At 56.1% G+C, this 15,719-nt stretch carries 17 protein-coding genes; 12 read left to right on the top strand and 5 right to left on the bottom strand.

The annotated features are described in order from the left end of the window. Positions 1 to 205 precede the first annotated feature (205 nt). The 7 genes from ACR0AD_RS03990 to ACR0AD_RS03960 all read left to right on the top strand — a co-directional run bounded on the left by ACR0AD_RS03990 (position 206) and on the right by ACR0AD_RS03960 (position 7,895). Entirely contained in the window at positions 206 to 1,234 is a 1,029-nt protein-coding gene (locus ACR0AD_RS03990; protein WP_480485666.1) for an alcohol dehydrogenase catalytic domain-containing protein, read from the top strand. 75 nt (positions 1,235 to 1,309) lie between these two features. Further along, positions 1,310 to 2,185 (top strand): branched-chain amino acid ABC transporter permease, encoded by an 876-nt coding sequence (locus ACR0AD_RS03985; RefSeq protein WP_480485668.1) that lies wholly within the window; start codon positions 1,310 to 1,312, stop codon positions 2,183 to 2,185. A gap of 3 nt (positions 2,186 to 2,188) precedes the next feature. Next, positions 2,189 to 3,286, top strand: coding sequence for a branched-chain amino acid ABC transporter permease (locus ACR0AD_RS03980; RefSeq protein ID WP_267364860.1), 1,098 nt, complete (start codon positions 2,189 to 2,191; stop codon positions 3,284 to 3,286). Further along, complete coding sequence (locus ACR0AD_RS03975; protein WP_480485670.1) at positions 3,283 to 4,047, top strand: ABC transporter ATP-binding protein; 765 nt, start codon at positions 3,283 to 3,285, stop codon at positions 4,045 to 4,047. Before ACR0AD_RS03980 ends, ACR0AD_RS03975 begins: the two co-directional genes overlap by 4 nt. Further along, the gene (locus ACR0AD_RS03970; RefSeq protein ID WP_480485672.1) at positions 4,044 to 4,817 is read left to right on the top strand and encodes an ABC transporter ATP-binding protein; all 774 of its coding nucleotides are present in this window, start codon (positions 4,044 to 4,046) and stop codon (positions 4,815 to 4,817) included. Before ACR0AD_RS03975 ends, ACR0AD_RS03970 begins: the two co-directional genes overlap by 4 nt. 5 nt (positions 4,818 to 4,822) lie before the next feature. Next, positions 4,823 to 6,709, top strand: a complete 1,887-nt coding sequence (locus ACR0AD_RS03965) for an AMP-dependent synthetase/ligase (protein ID WP_480485674.1) — start codon at positions 4,823 to 4,825, stop codon at positions 6,707 to 6,709. Between the two features lie 25 nt (positions 6,710 to 6,734). Next, a complete protein-coding gene (locus ACR0AD_RS03960) occupies positions 6,735 to 7,895 on the top strand; it encodes an ABC transporter substrate-binding protein (RefSeq protein ID WP_480485676.1) in 1,161 nt (386 codons plus the stop codon). Positions 7,896 to 7,963: 68 nt separating this feature from the next. Here ACR0AD_RS03960 and rpsI read toward each other — a convergent pair whose 3' ends face one another. The 3 genes from rpsI to ACR0AD_RS03945 form a co-directional block, all read right to left on the bottom strand. Next, positions 7,964 to 8,449 (bottom strand): 30S ribosomal protein S9, encoded by a 486-nt coding sequence (gene rpsI, locus ACR0AD_RS03955; RefSeq protein ID WP_209503959.1) that lies wholly within the window; start codon positions 8,447 to 8,449, stop codon positions 7,964 to 7,966. Between the two features lie 6 nt (positions 8,450 to 8,455). After that, positions 8,456 to 8,914 carry a 50S ribosomal protein L13 gene (gene rplM / locus ACR0AD_RS03950; protein WP_209503960.1) on the bottom strand — a complete coding sequence of 153 codons (459 nt, stop codon included), beginning with the start codon at positions 8,912 to 8,914 and terminating at the stop codon, positions 8,456 to 8,458. Positions 8,915 to 9,075: 161 nt separating this feature from the next. After that, positions 9,076 to 10,479 (bottom strand): aminotransferase-like domain-containing protein, encoded by a 1,404-nt coding sequence (locus tag ACR0AD_RS03945; RefSeq protein ID WP_480485678.1) that lies wholly within the window; start codon positions 10,477 to 10,479, stop codon positions 9,076 to 9,078. A 99-nt stretch (positions 10,480 to 10,578) separates the two neighbouring features. Here ACR0AD_RS03945 and ACR0AD_RS03940 point away from each other — a divergent pair, with 99 nt between their 5' ends. Beyond that, positions 10,579 to 10,806: a DUF1127 domain-containing protein gene (locus ACR0AD_RS03940; RefSeq protein ID WP_480472702.1), complete on the top strand. Its 228-nt coding sequence runs from the start codon at positions 10,579 to 10,581 to the stop codon at positions 10,804 to 10,806. Positions 10,807 to 10,865: 59 nt separating this feature from the next. Here the strand turns inward: ACR0AD_RS03940 and ACR0AD_RS03935 are convergent, their stop codons facing one another. Then, positions 10,866 to 11,309, bottom strand: coding sequence for a PaaI family thioesterase (locus tag ACR0AD_RS03935; RefSeq protein WP_480480994.1), 444 nt, complete (start codon positions 11,307 to 11,309; stop codon positions 10,866 to 10,868). A gap of 58 nt (positions 11,310 to 11,367) precedes the next feature. Here ACR0AD_RS03935 and ACR0AD_RS03930 point away from each other — a divergent pair, with 58 nt between their 5' ends. The 4 genes from ACR0AD_RS03930 to gluQRS all read left to right on the top strand — a co-directional run bounded on the left by ACR0AD_RS03930 (position 11,368) and on the right by gluQRS (position 15,279). After that, positions 11,368 to 12,153 carry an enoyl-CoA hydratase gene (locus tag ACR0AD_RS03930; RefSeq protein ID WP_480485679.1) on the top strand — a complete coding sequence of 262 codons (786 nt, stop codon included), beginning with the start codon at positions 11,368 to 11,370 and terminating at the stop codon, positions 12,151 to 12,153. A gap of 255 nt (positions 12,154 to 12,408) precedes the next feature. Continuing rightward, entirely contained in the window at positions 12,409 to 13,749 is a 1,341-nt protein-coding gene (gene trmFO / locus ACR0AD_RS03925; protein WP_480485681.1) for a methylenetetrahydrofolate--tRNA-(uracil(54)-C(5))-methyltransferase (FADH(2)-oxidizing) TrmFO, read from the top strand. A gap of 37 nt (positions 13,750 to 13,786) precedes the next feature. Further along, positions 13,787 to 14,401 carry a class I SAM-dependent DNA methyltransferase gene (locus ACR0AD_RS03920; RefSeq protein ID WP_480485683.1) on the top strand — a complete coding sequence of 205 codons (615 nt, stop codon included), beginning with the start codon at positions 13,787 to 13,789 and terminating at the stop codon, positions 14,399 to 14,401. Next, positions 14,398 to 15,279: a tRNA glutamyl-Q(34) synthetase GluQRS gene (gene gluQRS, locus ACR0AD_RS03915; RefSeq protein ID WP_480481002.1), complete on the top strand. Its 882-nt coding sequence runs from the start codon at positions 14,398 to 14,400 to the stop codon at positions 15,277 to 15,279. The genes ACR0AD_RS03920 and gluQRS overlap by 4 nt, the downstream gene beginning before the upstream one ends. A gap of 4 nt (positions 15,280 to 15,283) precedes the next feature. Here gluQRS and hisI read toward each other — a convergent pair whose 3' ends face one another. Beyond that, positions 15,284 to 15,673 carry a phosphoribosyl-AMP cyclohydrolase gene (gene hisI, locus ACR0AD_RS03910; protein ID WP_480481004.1) on the bottom strand — a complete coding sequence of 130 codons (390 nt, stop codon included), beginning with the start codon at positions 15,671 to 15,673 and terminating at the stop codon, positions 15,284 to 15,286. Positions 15,674 to 15,719: the final 46 nt, after the last annotated feature.

Below are 15,719 nucleotides of genomic sequence, written 5' to 3'. Positions count from 1 at the left end.
GAAGGGGCCGGTTGCCAGTTTCCGGCCCCTACCCCGCACGCCAATTTTCCAGTCGTGCCCTTACGTTATCGTTTCTCTGAATTGACCCAGTGTTCGGCTTTTGATTGGCTGCCCCGACAACACATCCTCACCCCGAGGTCGCCCGTTGGCAATCTCCTGTTTAAGGGGGTGTGCGCATTGAACAAGCCATCTTGAGGATGATCCCATGACTGACCTGCCCCAAACAATGAAAGCTGCCATCCTGAAACACGGCGGGTACTCGGCCACTTCGACCGGACCGGTTATCGAGGATGCAGCAGACTGGCTTGAAGCAGCAGAGCTGCCCGTTCCCAATCCCGGCCCCGGTCAGGTTTTGATCCGCCTGCGCGCGTCGTCGGTCAATCCATCCGACCTCCACTTCATCAAGGGTGAATACGGTCAGCCGCGCGTCAAAGGTGCCGCGGCCGGTTTCGAAGGCTGTGGCGACGTCGTTGCAACCGGAAAAGGTGCCGAGGCGCTGAAGGGACAGCGTGTCGCTTTCGTGGCCGCAGGTTCCGGTGCCTGGGCGGAATACATCGTGACGCAGATGCAAATGTGTATTCCCTTGCGTCCGGATATTTCAGATGATGACGGGGCCGCGCAAATCGTCAACCCTCTCACCGCGATGGCGATGGTGGATATGGCAAGGGAAGACGGCGATGCATTTGTGATATCCGCAGCGTCCAGTCAACTGGGAAAACTGATGTGCAGCCTCGGGCGTGATCTGGGGTTGAAACCCATCGCGCTGGTGCGCCGGGCCGAGACAGTCGATACGCTGAAAAGTCTTGGAGCAGCCGAAGTGCTTGTGACGTCCGATCCTGAAATCGGCGAGAAGTTTGCCGCGATAAGCGCCACGCTGAAGCCTCGGGTCTTCCTTGATGCGGTGACGGATCAACTGTCCGAGAAACTGTTCTGCGCCATGCCCAACCGGGCGCGCTGGGTCAGCTACGGCAAACTTTCGACCGAAGCGCCAACGCTTTCCCAGACCGGCCAGCTGATTTTCATGGGCAAACGGATCGAAGGTTTCTGGCTGACGCAATGGATGATGTCGACACCGCCCGCTGACCAGATGCGGGTTGTGGCCGAAGTTCAGGCCCGCTTTGCCGATGGTCGCTGGAAAACGGATGTTTCCGAACACCTTACTCTCGAAAATCTTGTGTCGAATCTTGCCGATGCGCTGAAAAAGAGTGACGGAAAGGTGATTATCACCCCATAGTAGAACTCACCTGCGTTACCGGAGGATACACGCGGGCGGAAGAAGACGCTGGAAAACCGGTGGAGGGAGGACAGTGTGGATAACGCGCAGCTGCTGATTAGCGGGCTGGCGAACGGGTGTGTCTACGGCCTGATCGCGCTTGGCTTTGTACTGATCTACAAGGCTACCGAAGCGGTGAACTTTGCGCAGGGCGATTTCATGATGCTGGGCGCATTTGTGACCATCGGCCTGACAAATACCGAATACATGGGGTTGCCGTTCTGGCTCGCTCTGCCTGTTTCATTGGGAATAATGGGCGCGCTCGGTTTTCTTCTGGATCGCCTGATCATTCGCCGCTTGTTCGGTGAAAGCCAGACCGCCGTTGTCATACTGACCATTGCTTTGGGCTTTGTGATCCGTTTCGTTGCCGGTCTGATCTGGGGGCACGAGCCGCAAACGCTGCAAAACCCGCTTGCGGGCAAAGAAGTGCGAATGGGCGGTCTTGTACTGGGGATGGAGGATGTCGCGATAATCGTTGTTACGGTGCTGCTGACATGGGCACTCTATGTTTTCTTCAGCCGCACCAAGCTGGGTCTGGCGATGCAGGGCGCCTCGCAAAACCAGCTGGCAGCTTATTACATGGGCATTCCCGTCAGGCGTGTTCAGGGATGGGTCTGGGCTTTGGCCGGAGGCGTTGCAGGAATTGCCGGAATTCTCTTTGCTGCAAAAGGCGCTGTGGATCCGACAACCGGACTGCTGGGCATCAAGGCGTTTGCCGCCGCCGTTATCGGCGGATTCGGCAGTTTGCCGGGTGCATTGGCCGGAGGGCTGATTGTCGGCATTATCGAACCCTTCGCCAGCCGGTACATTGCGGCAGGTTACAGCCAGGTCGCGCCATACGCTTTGCTGCTTGCCGTCCTGATCTTCCGACCAAACGGGCTGTTCAGTCAGGTCCGGGTCAAGAAGGTCTGAGCCATGCGGATCGTTTTCAAAACCGACTACATGCAGGATATCCGCCCCTGGAAAGACGGGTTCCAGCTGCGCCTTTATCTGCTTCTACTGTTTGTCGTCGCGGCCGCGCCTTTCGCACTGGACGATTTCTATCTGGGTGAACTGACAAACGTTCTGATCTGGGCCATCGCCGGTCTGGGTCTGATGATCCTGACCGGACATACAGGGCAAGTCAGCCTGGGCCATGCGGCCTTTCTGGCCTTTGGCTGTTACGCCAACGTGGCCCTGATTGAGGCAGGCGTTCCTTTTCTAGTCGCGTTTCCGCTGGCCGGAATTCTGACCGGGATCGCGGGTGTTACCGTCGCGGTCCCTGCCCTGCGGCTTCACGGTATCTACCTGGCGATCTTTACCATGGCGCTGTCCATCCTGATGGATGACATCATCGTTCTGTCCGAGCCGATCACTGGTGGTGTCGCGGGTAAATATATCGGCGGGGTCGAGATCTTTGGCCTTACGGTTGACCGCTGGGGGACGCCTGATCTTTTTTACTGGCTGGTTCTGTTCGTCACCGTTCTGGTCACGTTGGGATATATAAACCTGCTGCGGGCCCCGTTGGGACGTAGCTTCATCGCCGTTCGCGACTCCGAGGTTTCGGCGCAGGCGATGGGTATCGATATCGCGCGAACAAAGATGATTTCATTCGCCTTGTCCTGTGCGGTTACAGGTTGGGCCGGCGCGTTGATGGGTCTGTTTGCTGGTGCGTTTAACAATGAAACCTTCAGCGTCCTGATTTCGATCCAATTGCTGATGATGATTGTTATTGGCGGGCTGGGCTCGATCCATGGCGCGTTCCTGGGCGCAATCGTCATCGGGTTCTTGCCGCAGTTTCTATCGATTTCAAAGGAATATGTCGGCGCGATCATTGGCGGAAACACCGTTGCCATTCCGGGGCTGGAGTTCGGCATCTTTGGCATGATCCTGATCGGCTTCATCCTTTTCGAACCCATGGGCATCTATGGCCGCTGGCTAAAAATCCGCACCTGGTTCGAACTGTTTCCCTTCTATCGCAAGGACATGTTCAAACGGCAGAAATCCTATCTCAAGACGGAGCGTCTGAGATGAGCTTGCTGAAATTTGAAAACGTTACCCTGAAATTTGGTGGTCTGACGGCCGTGGACAATTTGTCCTTCGAGGTTCGGAAGGGCGAAGTTTTTGCCATAGTCGGGCCGAATGGCGCGGGCAAATCGACGGTCTTCAACCTGATCTCGCGCTTTTACGAACCGTTTTCAGGGTCGATCCGGTTTGACGGCCACGATCTGCTTCAGGTCAAACCGTCTGGCGTGGCCGCCTTTGGTGTGGCGCGGACCTTCCAGAACATCGAGCTCTTCGAACACGCAACTGTCCTGCAAAATCTTTTGGTCGGACGACACAGGCATCGGACTACGAACCTGATTTCAGAACTTTTGTTCACCCCTGCAGTCCGACGGCAAGAGCTGGAGAACCGGGAAAAAGTTGAAAAAATCATCGATTTCCTCGACCTGCAGGCTTATCGCGACAAGATGATTTCAGGGCTGCCTTACGGCGTGCGCAAAGTGGTCGAAGTGGCACGTGCCCTGGCGACCGATCCCAAGCTACTGTTGCTGGATGAACCGGCGTCGGGGCTGTCGGTGGAAGAGACGACCGATATGCGTTGGTGGATCGACGATATCCGGCGGCAAATGGGAATTACCGTGCTGATGGTCGAACACGACATGGGATTGGTATCAGGCGTGTCCGACCGGGTCCTGGCCATGGCAGATGGGGCAAAGCTGGCCCTCGGGCCACCGGCAGACGTGCAATCGCACCCGGCCGTGATCGAGGCTTATCTGGGAAAAGCCTCATGAACACTCCGATCTTGCAAGTTCGCAATATCGAAAGTTTCTACGGTCCGATCATGGCCATTCGGGGCGTTTCACTGGATGTACACGAAGGAAAAATCGTGTCGATCCTTGGCGCAAACGGCGCGGGCAAAACCACATTGATGAAAACCATCTCTGGTGTGATGGACCCGGAAAAGGGAACAATCACCTTTGACGGCGGTGACATCCAGGGCTGGGAGCCGCACAAGGTTGTCCAGCGCGGGGTGGTCCACATCCCGGAAGGGCGCGAAGTGTTTCCTCTGTTAACGGTTGATGAAAACCTAAGCCTCGGCGCCTACACCCGCAAAGACAAAGACCAGATCGAACAGGATCGTGAGCTGGTCTTTCGTTATTTTCCGGTTCTGAAAAGCCGTCGGTCGCAAGAGGCCGGAACCCTTTCGGGTGGGCAGCAACAGATGCTGGCCATAGGGCGCGGATTGATGGCCAGACCTCGTATCATGTTGCTGGATGAGCCGTCTTTGGGCCTGTCCCCTCTGCTGGTGCAAGAGATCTTCGGCATTCTCAAGCGCTTGAACGAAGAGCAGAATATGACGATGTTGCTGGTTGAACAGAATGCCAATGCGGCGCTGGAACTGGCGCATCACGGCTATGTCATGGAGGTGGGTCGCATCGTCATGGACGGGGCCGCCGACGCGCTTTTGCGATCCGAGGATATTCAAAGCTTCTATCTTGGAAAACAAGAAGAAGGCGCGCGCGAAAGCCGCCGCTGGAAGCGGAAAAAGACGTGGAGGTAAAACGGATGGACGCCACGCCCCTCCCCCCTCAGGTCGTGATAAACGGCGTTCAGTTCAACGCAACAACGGGTCAGCGACCGGTACGAGTTGATGGCTGCATCACCATTGCCGAGTTGTTCCAAAGCCGATGTGCCGAACTGGGCAGCCGAACGGCGCATCGCGAAAAAGACCTGGGTATCTGGAAATCCTATTCCTGGGCCGATTACTGGCAGCATGCCAAATGGATCGGGCTGGCCTTGCGCAAGCTGGGACTGGAACGCGGCGATGTGGTTTCAATCCTGTCCGAAGATCGCAAGGAATGGGCTTGGCTCGACATGGGTATTCAGGGTGTTGGCGGTATCGCTTCTGGCGTCTACACGACGGATTCTGCCAGTCAGTTGCAGTATCTGATCAACGACAGCGGCAGCCGGTTTCTGATTGTCGAGGACGAAGAGCATCTGGACAAGTTTCTGGGAATTGAGACCGAGGTTCCCGATCTGATCAAGGTGATCATCCTCGAGGACGAAGGGCTGCTTGACCTGAACCATCCGCGCTGCATGATGATCGACGAGCTGTTCGCCTTGGGCCAAAAGGCAGAACTGGCCGAGCTCGGGCGCTTCGAAGCGGAAATTGCATTGGCCAAACCGCAGGACACTGCCTTGCTGGTCTATACGTCGGGCACAACCGGTCAGCCGAAAGGCGCAATGCTTAGCCATGAAAACATTCTGGCTGCCATCGAATCCGCGGCACGGGCGCTGCCAGCGCTGCCCAGCGATGAACAGCTGTGTTTCCTGCCTCTGTGTCACATTCTGGAACGTAATGTCTCGGTCTATTTTCCATTGGCGGCCCGCTGCACTGTCAATTTTGCCGAAAGCCCTGAAACTGTTTTTGCAAACCTTCAGGAGGTCTCGCCGACAACCTTCACAGCGGTGCCAAGGGTTTGGGAAAAGATCTACTCACACGTCCAGATCCTGACGCAGGAAGCCACGCCTTTGGGGCGGCTGGCATTCGGTTTGGCATTGAAAGCTGGTGCGCGCCGTGCCGGATATCTGAGCGCAGGCCAACCAGTTCCATCCGGCGTCGCCACCAGATTCTGGTTCTGGGATCAGCTGGTTTTGAAAAACCTGCGCCGGATGCTGGGTCTGGACAAACTGCGACGAGGCGGAACAGGTGCCGCCCCAATCTCGACTGATCTGCTGAAATGGTACTGGTCCATCGGCGTGCCGTTGGTGGAAGGGTTCGGGATGACCGAAACTTCGGGCCTTGCCACGCTCAACACCACAGACAGCAATAAGATCGGAACCATAGGCAAAGCCGTCGAAGGCTGCGACATCCGTATCTCGGGCGATGGCGAAATCCAACTGAAGGGCCTGAACATTTTTCAGGGATATTGGCGCAACAACGCGAAAACCGCAGAAACCTTTACCGCCGACGGCTGGCTGCGTACCGGTGATATGGGGTCAATAGATAAGGATGGCTATGTCACCATTACGGGCCGCCTTAAGGATATCATCATCACCGCAGGTGGTAAGAACATCACCCCAGCCGAGATCGAAAGCCGCCTTAAGTTCAGTCATTATGTCGCGGATGCAATCATCATCGGGGACAGGCGCAAATTTCTGACGGCACTGATCATGATTGATCAGGAAAATGTCGAAAAATACGCGCAGGGCCATAAAATCCCCTTCTCGAATTTTGCCTCGCTATGCGCAGCACCGGAAATCAGGCAGTTGATCAGTTCGGAAATTGCCGCTGTTAATGCAGAATTTGCGCGGGTCGAGCAGATCAAGGATTTCCGTCTGATTGATGTCCTGCTGACCGCTGAAGACGACGAGCTTACAGCCACGATGAAGCTGAAACGCGGATTGGTTGAAAAGAAACACGGGCATCTGATCGAAGACATGTACACTTGACCAAAAGATTAACGGGAGGAAAGAGATGAAGAAATTACGCAACAGGCTGGCGGCTGCATCATTGCTGACGGCATCGGCAACACTTGGTTGGGCGCAAACACAGGGCGTGACCGATGATGAGATTGTCATTGGTTCTGTCAACGACCTGAGCGGGATTTTTGCCGCGGTGGGTGTTCCGGCAACCAAAGGTGCAAATGTTGTCTTTGATCGGGTGAATGCGGCTGGCGGCGTGCACGGGCGCAAAATCCGCTATGTGGTCGAAGACAACGGCTATCAGATGCCGCGAGCCATGCAGGGCTATAACAAACTGCTCAATCGCGACAAGGTATTTGCCATGCTGCAGTCGCTTGGAACGCCGATGAACATGGCAGGATTCAAGCTGTTGGATCCCAAGGGCATTCCCAACGTGGCGCCACTTACTGCTGCGCGTCAGATGTTGCAGGAACCCATGCGGAACAAGTTCACCTCCTTCTCGACCTATTTCGATCAGGCGCGTGTTGGTGTGAACTATCTGTCAGGCGAGTTTGGATCAAAGACGGTCTGCACCATGTACCTGCCGACAGATTTTGGTGAGGAAATTCTAGAAGGCAGCAAGGCCGGAGCCGAAGAGGCCGGGATAACTTTTGGATCAGAAACCACCCATAAACCGGATGAAACGGACTTTGTCGGATCGCTGAGCAAGCTCAAGGAAGAGGGTTGCGATATCGTCACCATGGCGCTTGGGGTGCGGCAGGCGATCACCGTCGTGGGCACCGCAAAGAAAATGGGCCTGACTGATATGAAATTTCTCGGCACCTCGGCCAGTTTCCTAACGGTCGTGGCGCAGGTGCCTGGTGGCGTGACTGATGGATTCTACGCGGCAGCTTCGTGGCAGGATCTTTGGGCGCGTGCGGATCAACCTGCCCCGGCCGCATTTATCGAGGAATACAAGGCAGCCACGGGCGAAGATCCGGTCGGATTTGCCATGCTGGGTTATTCGGCGGCTGAGATGATGGTCAAGGCGTTAGAAGCCGCAGGCCCCGATCTGACGCAGGACAGTTTCATCGCAGCGATGGAAACTCTGGATTATCAGGACGATCTGGTCGGCAACCACATCACCTATGGTCCTGAAGACCATCAGGGCGCGGATACTGTGTTCGTCAACGTTGTTGAAAACGGTGCGTGGAAACTCGTTTACGAAGAATGAATCCCTGACCCGCGCAAAGCAAAAGGGCTCGCAAGTGCGAGCCCTTTCTTTTGGGTATTCCCGGCGAATTAACGCTTCGAGAACTGGAACGAACGGCGGGCTTTGCGCTTACCGAATTTCTTACGTTCCACAACGCGGCTGTCGCGGGTCAGGAAGCCAGCGGCTTTCAGGGCACCACGCAGGTTCGGATCATAGAGTTGCAGCGCTTTCGAGATGCCGTGCTTGACCGCACCGGCCTGACCGGTCAGGCCACCGCCTTTGACGGTTGCAACAACGTCGAATTCACCTTCTACGCCGGCAACCTGGAACGGCTGGCGCAGAATCAGCTGCAGAACGGGGCGTGCAAAATAGACGTCCTGATCTTTGCCGTTCACGGTGACCTTGCCGGAACCCGGCTTGATCCAAACGCGGGCAACAGCGTCTTTACGCTTGCCAGTGGCATAGGAGCGGCCCAGCTCGTCACGTACGGGTTCACGCACGATGACTTCTTCGGCCACGGTTTCAACGCCTGCGACGGCGCTCAGCTCTTCGAGAGTATTGATCTGATCAACCATCGGTCATTAGCTCCGGGTGTTTTTCTTGTTCATGGACTTGACGTCCAGAACTTCGGGGGCCTGGGCCTCGTGCGGGTGCTCGGCACCGGCATAGATACGCAGGTTGGTCATCTGCTGGCGCGACAGGCGGTTGCCTGGCAGCATGCGCTTGACGGCCTGGAAGACCACGCGCTCGGGGTGCGCACCTTCCAAAATCTGCTGTTTGGTGCGCGACTTGATGCCGCCCGGGTGGCCAGTGTGCCAGTAGAAGTTTTCTTCGCGCTTCTTGCCGGTCATCTGGATTTTGTCAGCGTTGATCACGATGACGTTGTCGCCCATGTCCATGTTCGGGGTGAACGACGCTTTGTGCTTGCCACGCAGGCGCATGGCGACGATCGAAGCAAGACGGCCCAGAACAACGCCTTCGGCGTCGATCAGGATCCACTTCTTGTCGATGTCTGCAGGTGTTGCAGAAAAGGTTTTCATGGCAGGATAGTCCTGTTTGATGTGAAAGACCGCCCCAGCGGAGCGGCCCGAATTCGATGGACGGGTTTTATGAGGTGCCTGCACGCAGGTCAAGCGGCATTAGTCTTATTTATGCACGTAAAACCAAATACTTAGAAAATAGGTATTATATTACCCCATATTCAAACGCTGATTTGTTCAGGCGGATTGTCCAATAGAACACGCAGGCGCTGCATCGCGTCCTCGAACCGTTCCAGTGACACATGACCATTCATGGCAATACGTACCGCGTTCGGCGCGCGCCCATCGCGCAGCGCGAACTCGTCGGCGGATCGGAGCTGTATCCCTTCCCGCTCGGCCGCGCGACTGAATGCAGCCGACCGCCAGCCAGACGGAAGGCTCAGCCAGACAAAGGGAACGTCCGGGGCCCAGTTCAGATCAAACCCACCCAGGGTATTGACGGCAACGCGTAGATAATCCCCCATCCGCGTGCGCACATCCTTGGCGATCTGACGCGTACGCGGATCGGACAGCAGAAGGCGGGTCAATTCCGCCAAGGGTTGGGCCAATCCGAAATATCCGTATTCAGCGGACCGGCGCAGATCCACACTTTTTTCTCTGGGGGCGATAGCAAAACCCACACGCAATGCCGGTGTCAGAATCTTTGAGATTGATGACACGTGCCATCCCCGTTCAGGCGCCAGCGCCCGAAAGCTGGGCTCTCGGGCATCGCCCATGCGATAGCAGTCATCTTCAATGATCTGCAAATCAAAGCGACGGGCAATCTCAACGATCTCTTTCCTCCGCTCCAACGGTGTGTGTGCGCCCGTTGGGTTTTGAACTTCTGGAGACACGCAGACGGCCTGCGCTGTCGTGTGGCGCAGAACATGTTCTAACGCTGCCGGATCGACACCCCATCTGTCCATCTTCACACCGACCACTTCCGCGCGCATCAGTTCGCCTGCGCGACGGAACCCGGCATAAGACAGGTCCTCGACCAGTACGACAGGTTTGGGCCCGCGCAGGATCGTCTGAAACACAACGCAAAGCCCGTTCTGGCCGCCATGTGTCAACACAATATCATCATGGGTCAGTGCGCCCAGCGGAAGGTCTGACAACCAGTCCACAACTGCCTGTCGCACGGGTTGGTACGCGTCGCGCGTCGGGTAATTCAGAAACAAACCCGGATCGGCTTGCGACACTTTTTTCAGACATTCACGGATCAGGGACACCTGCCCCATATCCGCCAACCTTGGGCTGAACAGGCTTACATTGGCATTGTACTTGTCGTCGCGAAGATGCAGTTGCCGCGCCCAAACGTCGTCAAGAATGGGCGATTTCGGCGGCGCAACAAATGTACCACGTCCGACTTCGGCTTGTAACAACCCCTCATCTGTCAGGATTGTATAGGCGCGCGCGACTGTACCAGGTGTTATTTGCAGACGATACGCCAGTTCGCGCACCGGAGGGAGTTTGACACCGACTTCCAAAGATTTGTTATCTATGGCTTTTCGAATTGTGTCAGCAACCAGAGTGTATTTCGGTCCTTTAGATTTTGACAGCGCCTCTGGCCAAATTGTATCCATTACAATTCTTCCTTTGCTTTTGACACAATTTCGAATGTATCAGTCATGTGTACCAAGTACAGCTAATTTGTGTCAATACAATTTGAAAGGAATTCCGAGATGACACGCACAATGCACACCCCCGCCCTTCTGCTGCTGACCGACAGCCCCCGGCTGCCTCTGGCCGCTGCACTGGCCGTGCGGTTTGCGGCAGCGGTCACTCAATGGGAGCGTCGTCGCCGCAGCCGCGTCAATCTTAGTTATCTGGATGACCGCTTGCTGAAAGACGTCGGTCTGACCCGTCATGATGCGCGCCGCGAAGTAAAGCGCCATTTTTGGCAGATTTAACTGATCCCCAGTCCCATTATTGGGACCTCTTCCTGGGCCGGGGCTTGTCCCCGGTCTTTTTATCCGAATTTCGCGGCTGCAGACCCTGCAGGTGGCAGGGAATAGGTCATCGTCGCTCTGGCAACTGGGTCTTCTGCGCCATCGGAATACATAAGCACGTCACCGACGGCCAAAGTCCGGCCCAGTTTCAGCAGGCGACATTTGGCGATCATGTCCGTGTTGCCTTCTGGTTTGCGCAAAAAATCCAGGGAACTGTTCGTTGTGACCGCCAGGGATTGACGCCCTTTTCGCGCCAGAACCATTGCGTATACACAAACATCGGCCAACCCAAACATGGATGGCCCCGAAACCGTGCCCCCCGGCCGCAAATGCTGATCCTGCACAACAAGGCGCATGGTGATTGTATCTTCGGTCAGGTCCTCGACGACAAAGTCTTTGTGCACCTGCGGGAAAACCTGCTTAAGGTATTGTGACAGTTCGTCCCGGTTCAATGCCAAAGCCATGCTTTCCCTCCTGCTCATACCGACCTAGAGTTGGCCCAACATGGGATCGGAGGGCAAGATGGCAATTCTGGAACGTAACGACACCGGCGCTGTTGCGCGGCTTACAATGAACGCCCCAGAGCGGCTGAACGCGCTGAGTGACGAGATGCTGTCGGCGCTTCAGGCTGAACTGGACACGTTGCGTAAGGACCCGTCGATCCGGGCAGTGATCCTGGCGGGTCAGGGCAAGGCATTTTGCGCTGGCCACGATCTGAAACAGATGACGGCCGGACGCCAGTCCGAAGATGGCGGCAAAGCTTATTTCAATGACCTGTTTTCGCGCTGCGCGAAGGTGATGATGTCAATCCAGTACCTGCCCCAGCCCGTCATCGCACAGGTCCACGGCATTGCAACCGCCGCCGGGTGTCAGTTGGTGGCAACCTGTGACATGGCCGTCGCCGCCGCAGACACGCGGTTTGGAGTGAACGGGGTTAATATCGGCTTATTCTGCTCCACCCCAATGGTGGCCCTCAGCCGCAATATCCCCAGAAAGCAGGCATTTGAAATGCTGACAACAGGAGACTTCATATCAGCCGAACGTGCTGCCGATTTGGGTTTGGTCAACCGCGTTGTCCCCATGACGCATCTTGAACAAGAAGCCAATGCGCTTGCAGAACAGGTTGCCTCCAAACTAGGAGCCGCCGTCAAAATCGGTAAAGAGGCGTTTTATCAACAGCTTCTGATGCCGCTGAATCAGGCCTATGCCTATACCGGCGACGTAATGGCGCAAAACATGCTGTACCGGGATACAGAAGAAGGCATTTCAGCCTTTATCGAAAAACGTCCCCCAAATTGGTCCCAATAATGCAATTGTTTTGCACATTTTTCGCCACTGTTTTGAATTTTGCACTTTTCAAAAGGGCGACACTGTGGCAAAGCTGGGTCGAGGCCAAGGCCTCAGGACACTTTTGGGTCGCCGTGGGCGGAAGGTCCCTCCAGCTGGTCTCTCTCACCAGCGCTGACAATCCCGCAGCGGCGACCCCAAGACCCCTTCCATAAAATTCGCGAAACCGCTTTGCCTCAGTTGCGCCCGATTGTGGTCTGCCCTATGTGGCATCGCATGACACAAGTTTTGCATATTGTAGGCGGTGGCATGGCCGGATCAGAAGCGGCCTGGCAAGCTGCTGAAATGGGTGTGGGTGTTGTGATCCACGAAATGCGTCCGACCATCGGCACCTTTGCACATCAGACCGGCAATCTGGCGGAAATGGTGTGTTCGAACTCGTTCCGCTCGGATGATGATGAGCAGAATGCCGTGGGCCTGCTGCATTGGGAAATGCGCGCCGCCAATGGGTTGATCATGACAACGGCCGATGAACACCGCCTGCCAGCCGGTGGCGCGCTGGCTGTGGATCGTGACCCGTTTGCAGAAAGTGTGACCGCAAAACTTCGCACCCACCCGCGTGTGACGGTAACCGACGAAGAAGTGACGACCCTGCCCGACGAAGGCCAGTGGATCTTTGCGACCGGTCCCCTGACGTCACCCACGCTGGGTCAGTCCATCCAGGCCGAGACAGGGTCTGACGCACTTGCCTTTTTCGACGCCATCGCACCGATCGTCTATGCCGAGAGCATCGACATGAGCAAAGCGTGGATGCAATCACGCTACGACAAGGGCGAGACCGAAGAAGAACGCACAGCCTATCTGAACTGTCCGATGGACCGGGACCAGTACGAAGCCTTCATAGACGCGCTTCTGGCAGCAGATAAAACCGTATTTCACGAAGGAGAGACAGCAGGTTACTTCGACGGCTGTCTACCCATCGAGGTTATGGCCGAACGCGGTCGCGAAACGCTGCGCCATGGTCCGATGAAACCGGTCGGGCTGACCAACCCGCATGAGCCCGACGTGAAACCTCATGCGGTGGTGCAGCTGCGCCGTGATAACGCTTTGGGCACCTTGTTCAACATCGTGGGTTTTCAGACCAAGATGAAATATGGTGCCCAGACCGAAGTGTTCCGTATGATCCCGGGTTTGGAAAATGCCAGCTTTGCCCGGTTGGGTGGCATCCACCGCAATACGTTCATCAACTCTCCCACGCTTTTGGATTCGCAAATGCGGTTGAAATCCAAACCCAACATCCGCTTTGCCGGACAGATCACGGGTGTGGAAGGCTATGTAGAAAGCGCCGCGATGGGGTTGCTGGCTGGTCGGCTTGCCGCTGCTCAGATTTTGGGGCGTGACCTACCCGCTGTTCCGCAAGACAGCGCAATGGGTGCTTTGATTCACCACATTACGGGTGGTGCCGAGGCTAGGACCTTTCAGCCGATGAACGTGAATTTCGGCCTGTTTCGCCCCGTGGATGGTCTGAAAGGCGGGCGTCGGGGTCGTAAAGACCGGTACAAGGCCTATACCGACCGGGCCAAAGCCGAATGGAGTACCTGGTTGGAGCATTGCTGACTGGACGCGTAATGCGGTCTCAGCCTAGCATGCTGGAATGAACGACACGTTTCTGAACAGCACATACAATCTCGGCACGCCTGAAGCGACTGAAGCGCACTATCAGAACTGGGCTGCAACCTATGAAAAGGAAGTTGGTGAACACGGTTACGCCACGCCGGGCCGTGTAGCAGCGGCTTTGTGGTCTTTCGCACCGAAGCCTCAGACACCTATTCTGGACTACGGCTGCGGCACCGGGTTGTCAGGGCTTGCCCTGCGCGCAGTTGGCTTTGAGGTCATCGATGGGATGGATCCAACAGAGAACATGCTTCAGGAAGCCGCCAGCAAAGGCGTTTACCGAGCATTGACCGGATTCGATATCGCCAAACCCGCGCCGTTGAAGCGTGGGGAGTACACGATGATCACAGCCATAGGAGTGATCGGAAAAGGTGCTGCCCCGCCCGAGACACTGGATTTGTTGATGCACGCACTGCCCAAGGGTGGTTTGCTTGGCTTTTCGCTGAACGATCATGCGTTGGCGGACCATAAATTCACTTGCCGTCTGACGGATTGGGTCGACATGGGGGCAGCACGTTTGTTATTTCGTGAACGCGGTCCCCACCTGCCTGGTATCAACCTTAACTCTGACGTGTATGTATTAGAAAAAGCGTGACTCTTGTAACGCGCTTTGCGCCATCTCCAACAGGCCCCCTTCACCTTGGGCACGCGTATTCTGCGTTGGTTGCCAGCGATAGGGCCGCTTCTGAAAGCGGCCGGTTCTTGCTGCGAATTGAGGATATCGATCGATCCCGCTCACGACAGCTATGGGAGGATCAGATATACAGCGACCTCAGATGGCTGGGGCTGACATGGCCTGAACCCGTAATGCGCCAATCGGATCGTATGTACGTTTACCATAAGGCGCTGGACCAGCTATGGGCGCAGGGGCTTTTGTATCCGTGCACGTGTAATCGCAAAGATATCGCAGCAGCAGCCAGTGCGCCGCAGGAAGGCGCACCCATGCTTGGACCCGACGGGCTTGTTTATCCCGGGACCTGTCGAAAAAGGTTTGCTGGCAAAGATTTATCGAACCTTCCTCGTCCAACTCAGGACCCCTTGCGATTGGACGTGGTCAAGGCGTGTCAGGCGGTCCGCAACCCGGACAGGTACCAATTTCTTGAGTTGGGATCGGGTCCGGACGGCGAAACCGGCATTATCACTTTCACGCCTGATGAGGTAGTTACCACCATAGGTGATGTAGTTCTGTCCCGCCGCGACATGGGGACGTCGTATCACTTGTCCGTTGTGCTTGACGATGCCGCTCAGGGCGTAACACAGGTGGTTCGAGGGCGGGACTTGTTCGAAGCAACCCGCATCCACGTTCTTTTGCAGGCGTTGTTGAACCTACCGACACCCGAGTATTTCCATCATGATCTGATCCGCGATGATGCCGGCAAACGGCTGGCCAAACGCGACGATGCCCGCGCAATTGCAAAGTACCGGGCCGACGGAGCCAGCCCAGATGACATACGCCGAATGGTTGGGCTTTGACCCCCTATTCCATTGGCGCCATCAGTTCAGTTTCCACCCCACCCCGAACGGCGGTAAAAAAACAGGTTCGTCGGTTGGTATGACAGGCTGCTCCGGTTTGACGGACGAGAACCAATAGGCAGTCCCGGTCGCAATCGATCCGGAAATCCACCAATTCCTGCACATGGCCCGAGGTTTCGCCCTTGATCCAGAAAGCCTGCCGCGAGCGTGACCAATAGGTCACCCGCCCGGTTTCGAGGGTCTTTTCAACCGCCTGTACATTCATCCATGCCATCATCAGAACCTCGCCTGATGTTTCATCCTGCGCAATCGCCGGGATCAGACCCGCCTCATTAAATCTCAAAGTAGAAGGATCAAACACGACTGGGTCAGACATCTCAAAAACCTTTTGCATCCGGTGGGCTCGCCACTATGTATGGGTAACACACGACGAGGGAAAG

The sequence above is a fragment of the Ruegeria sp. BH8 genome (assembly GCF_056538065.1).
This window is presented reverse-complemented; position numbering and strand designations above follow the sequence as displayed.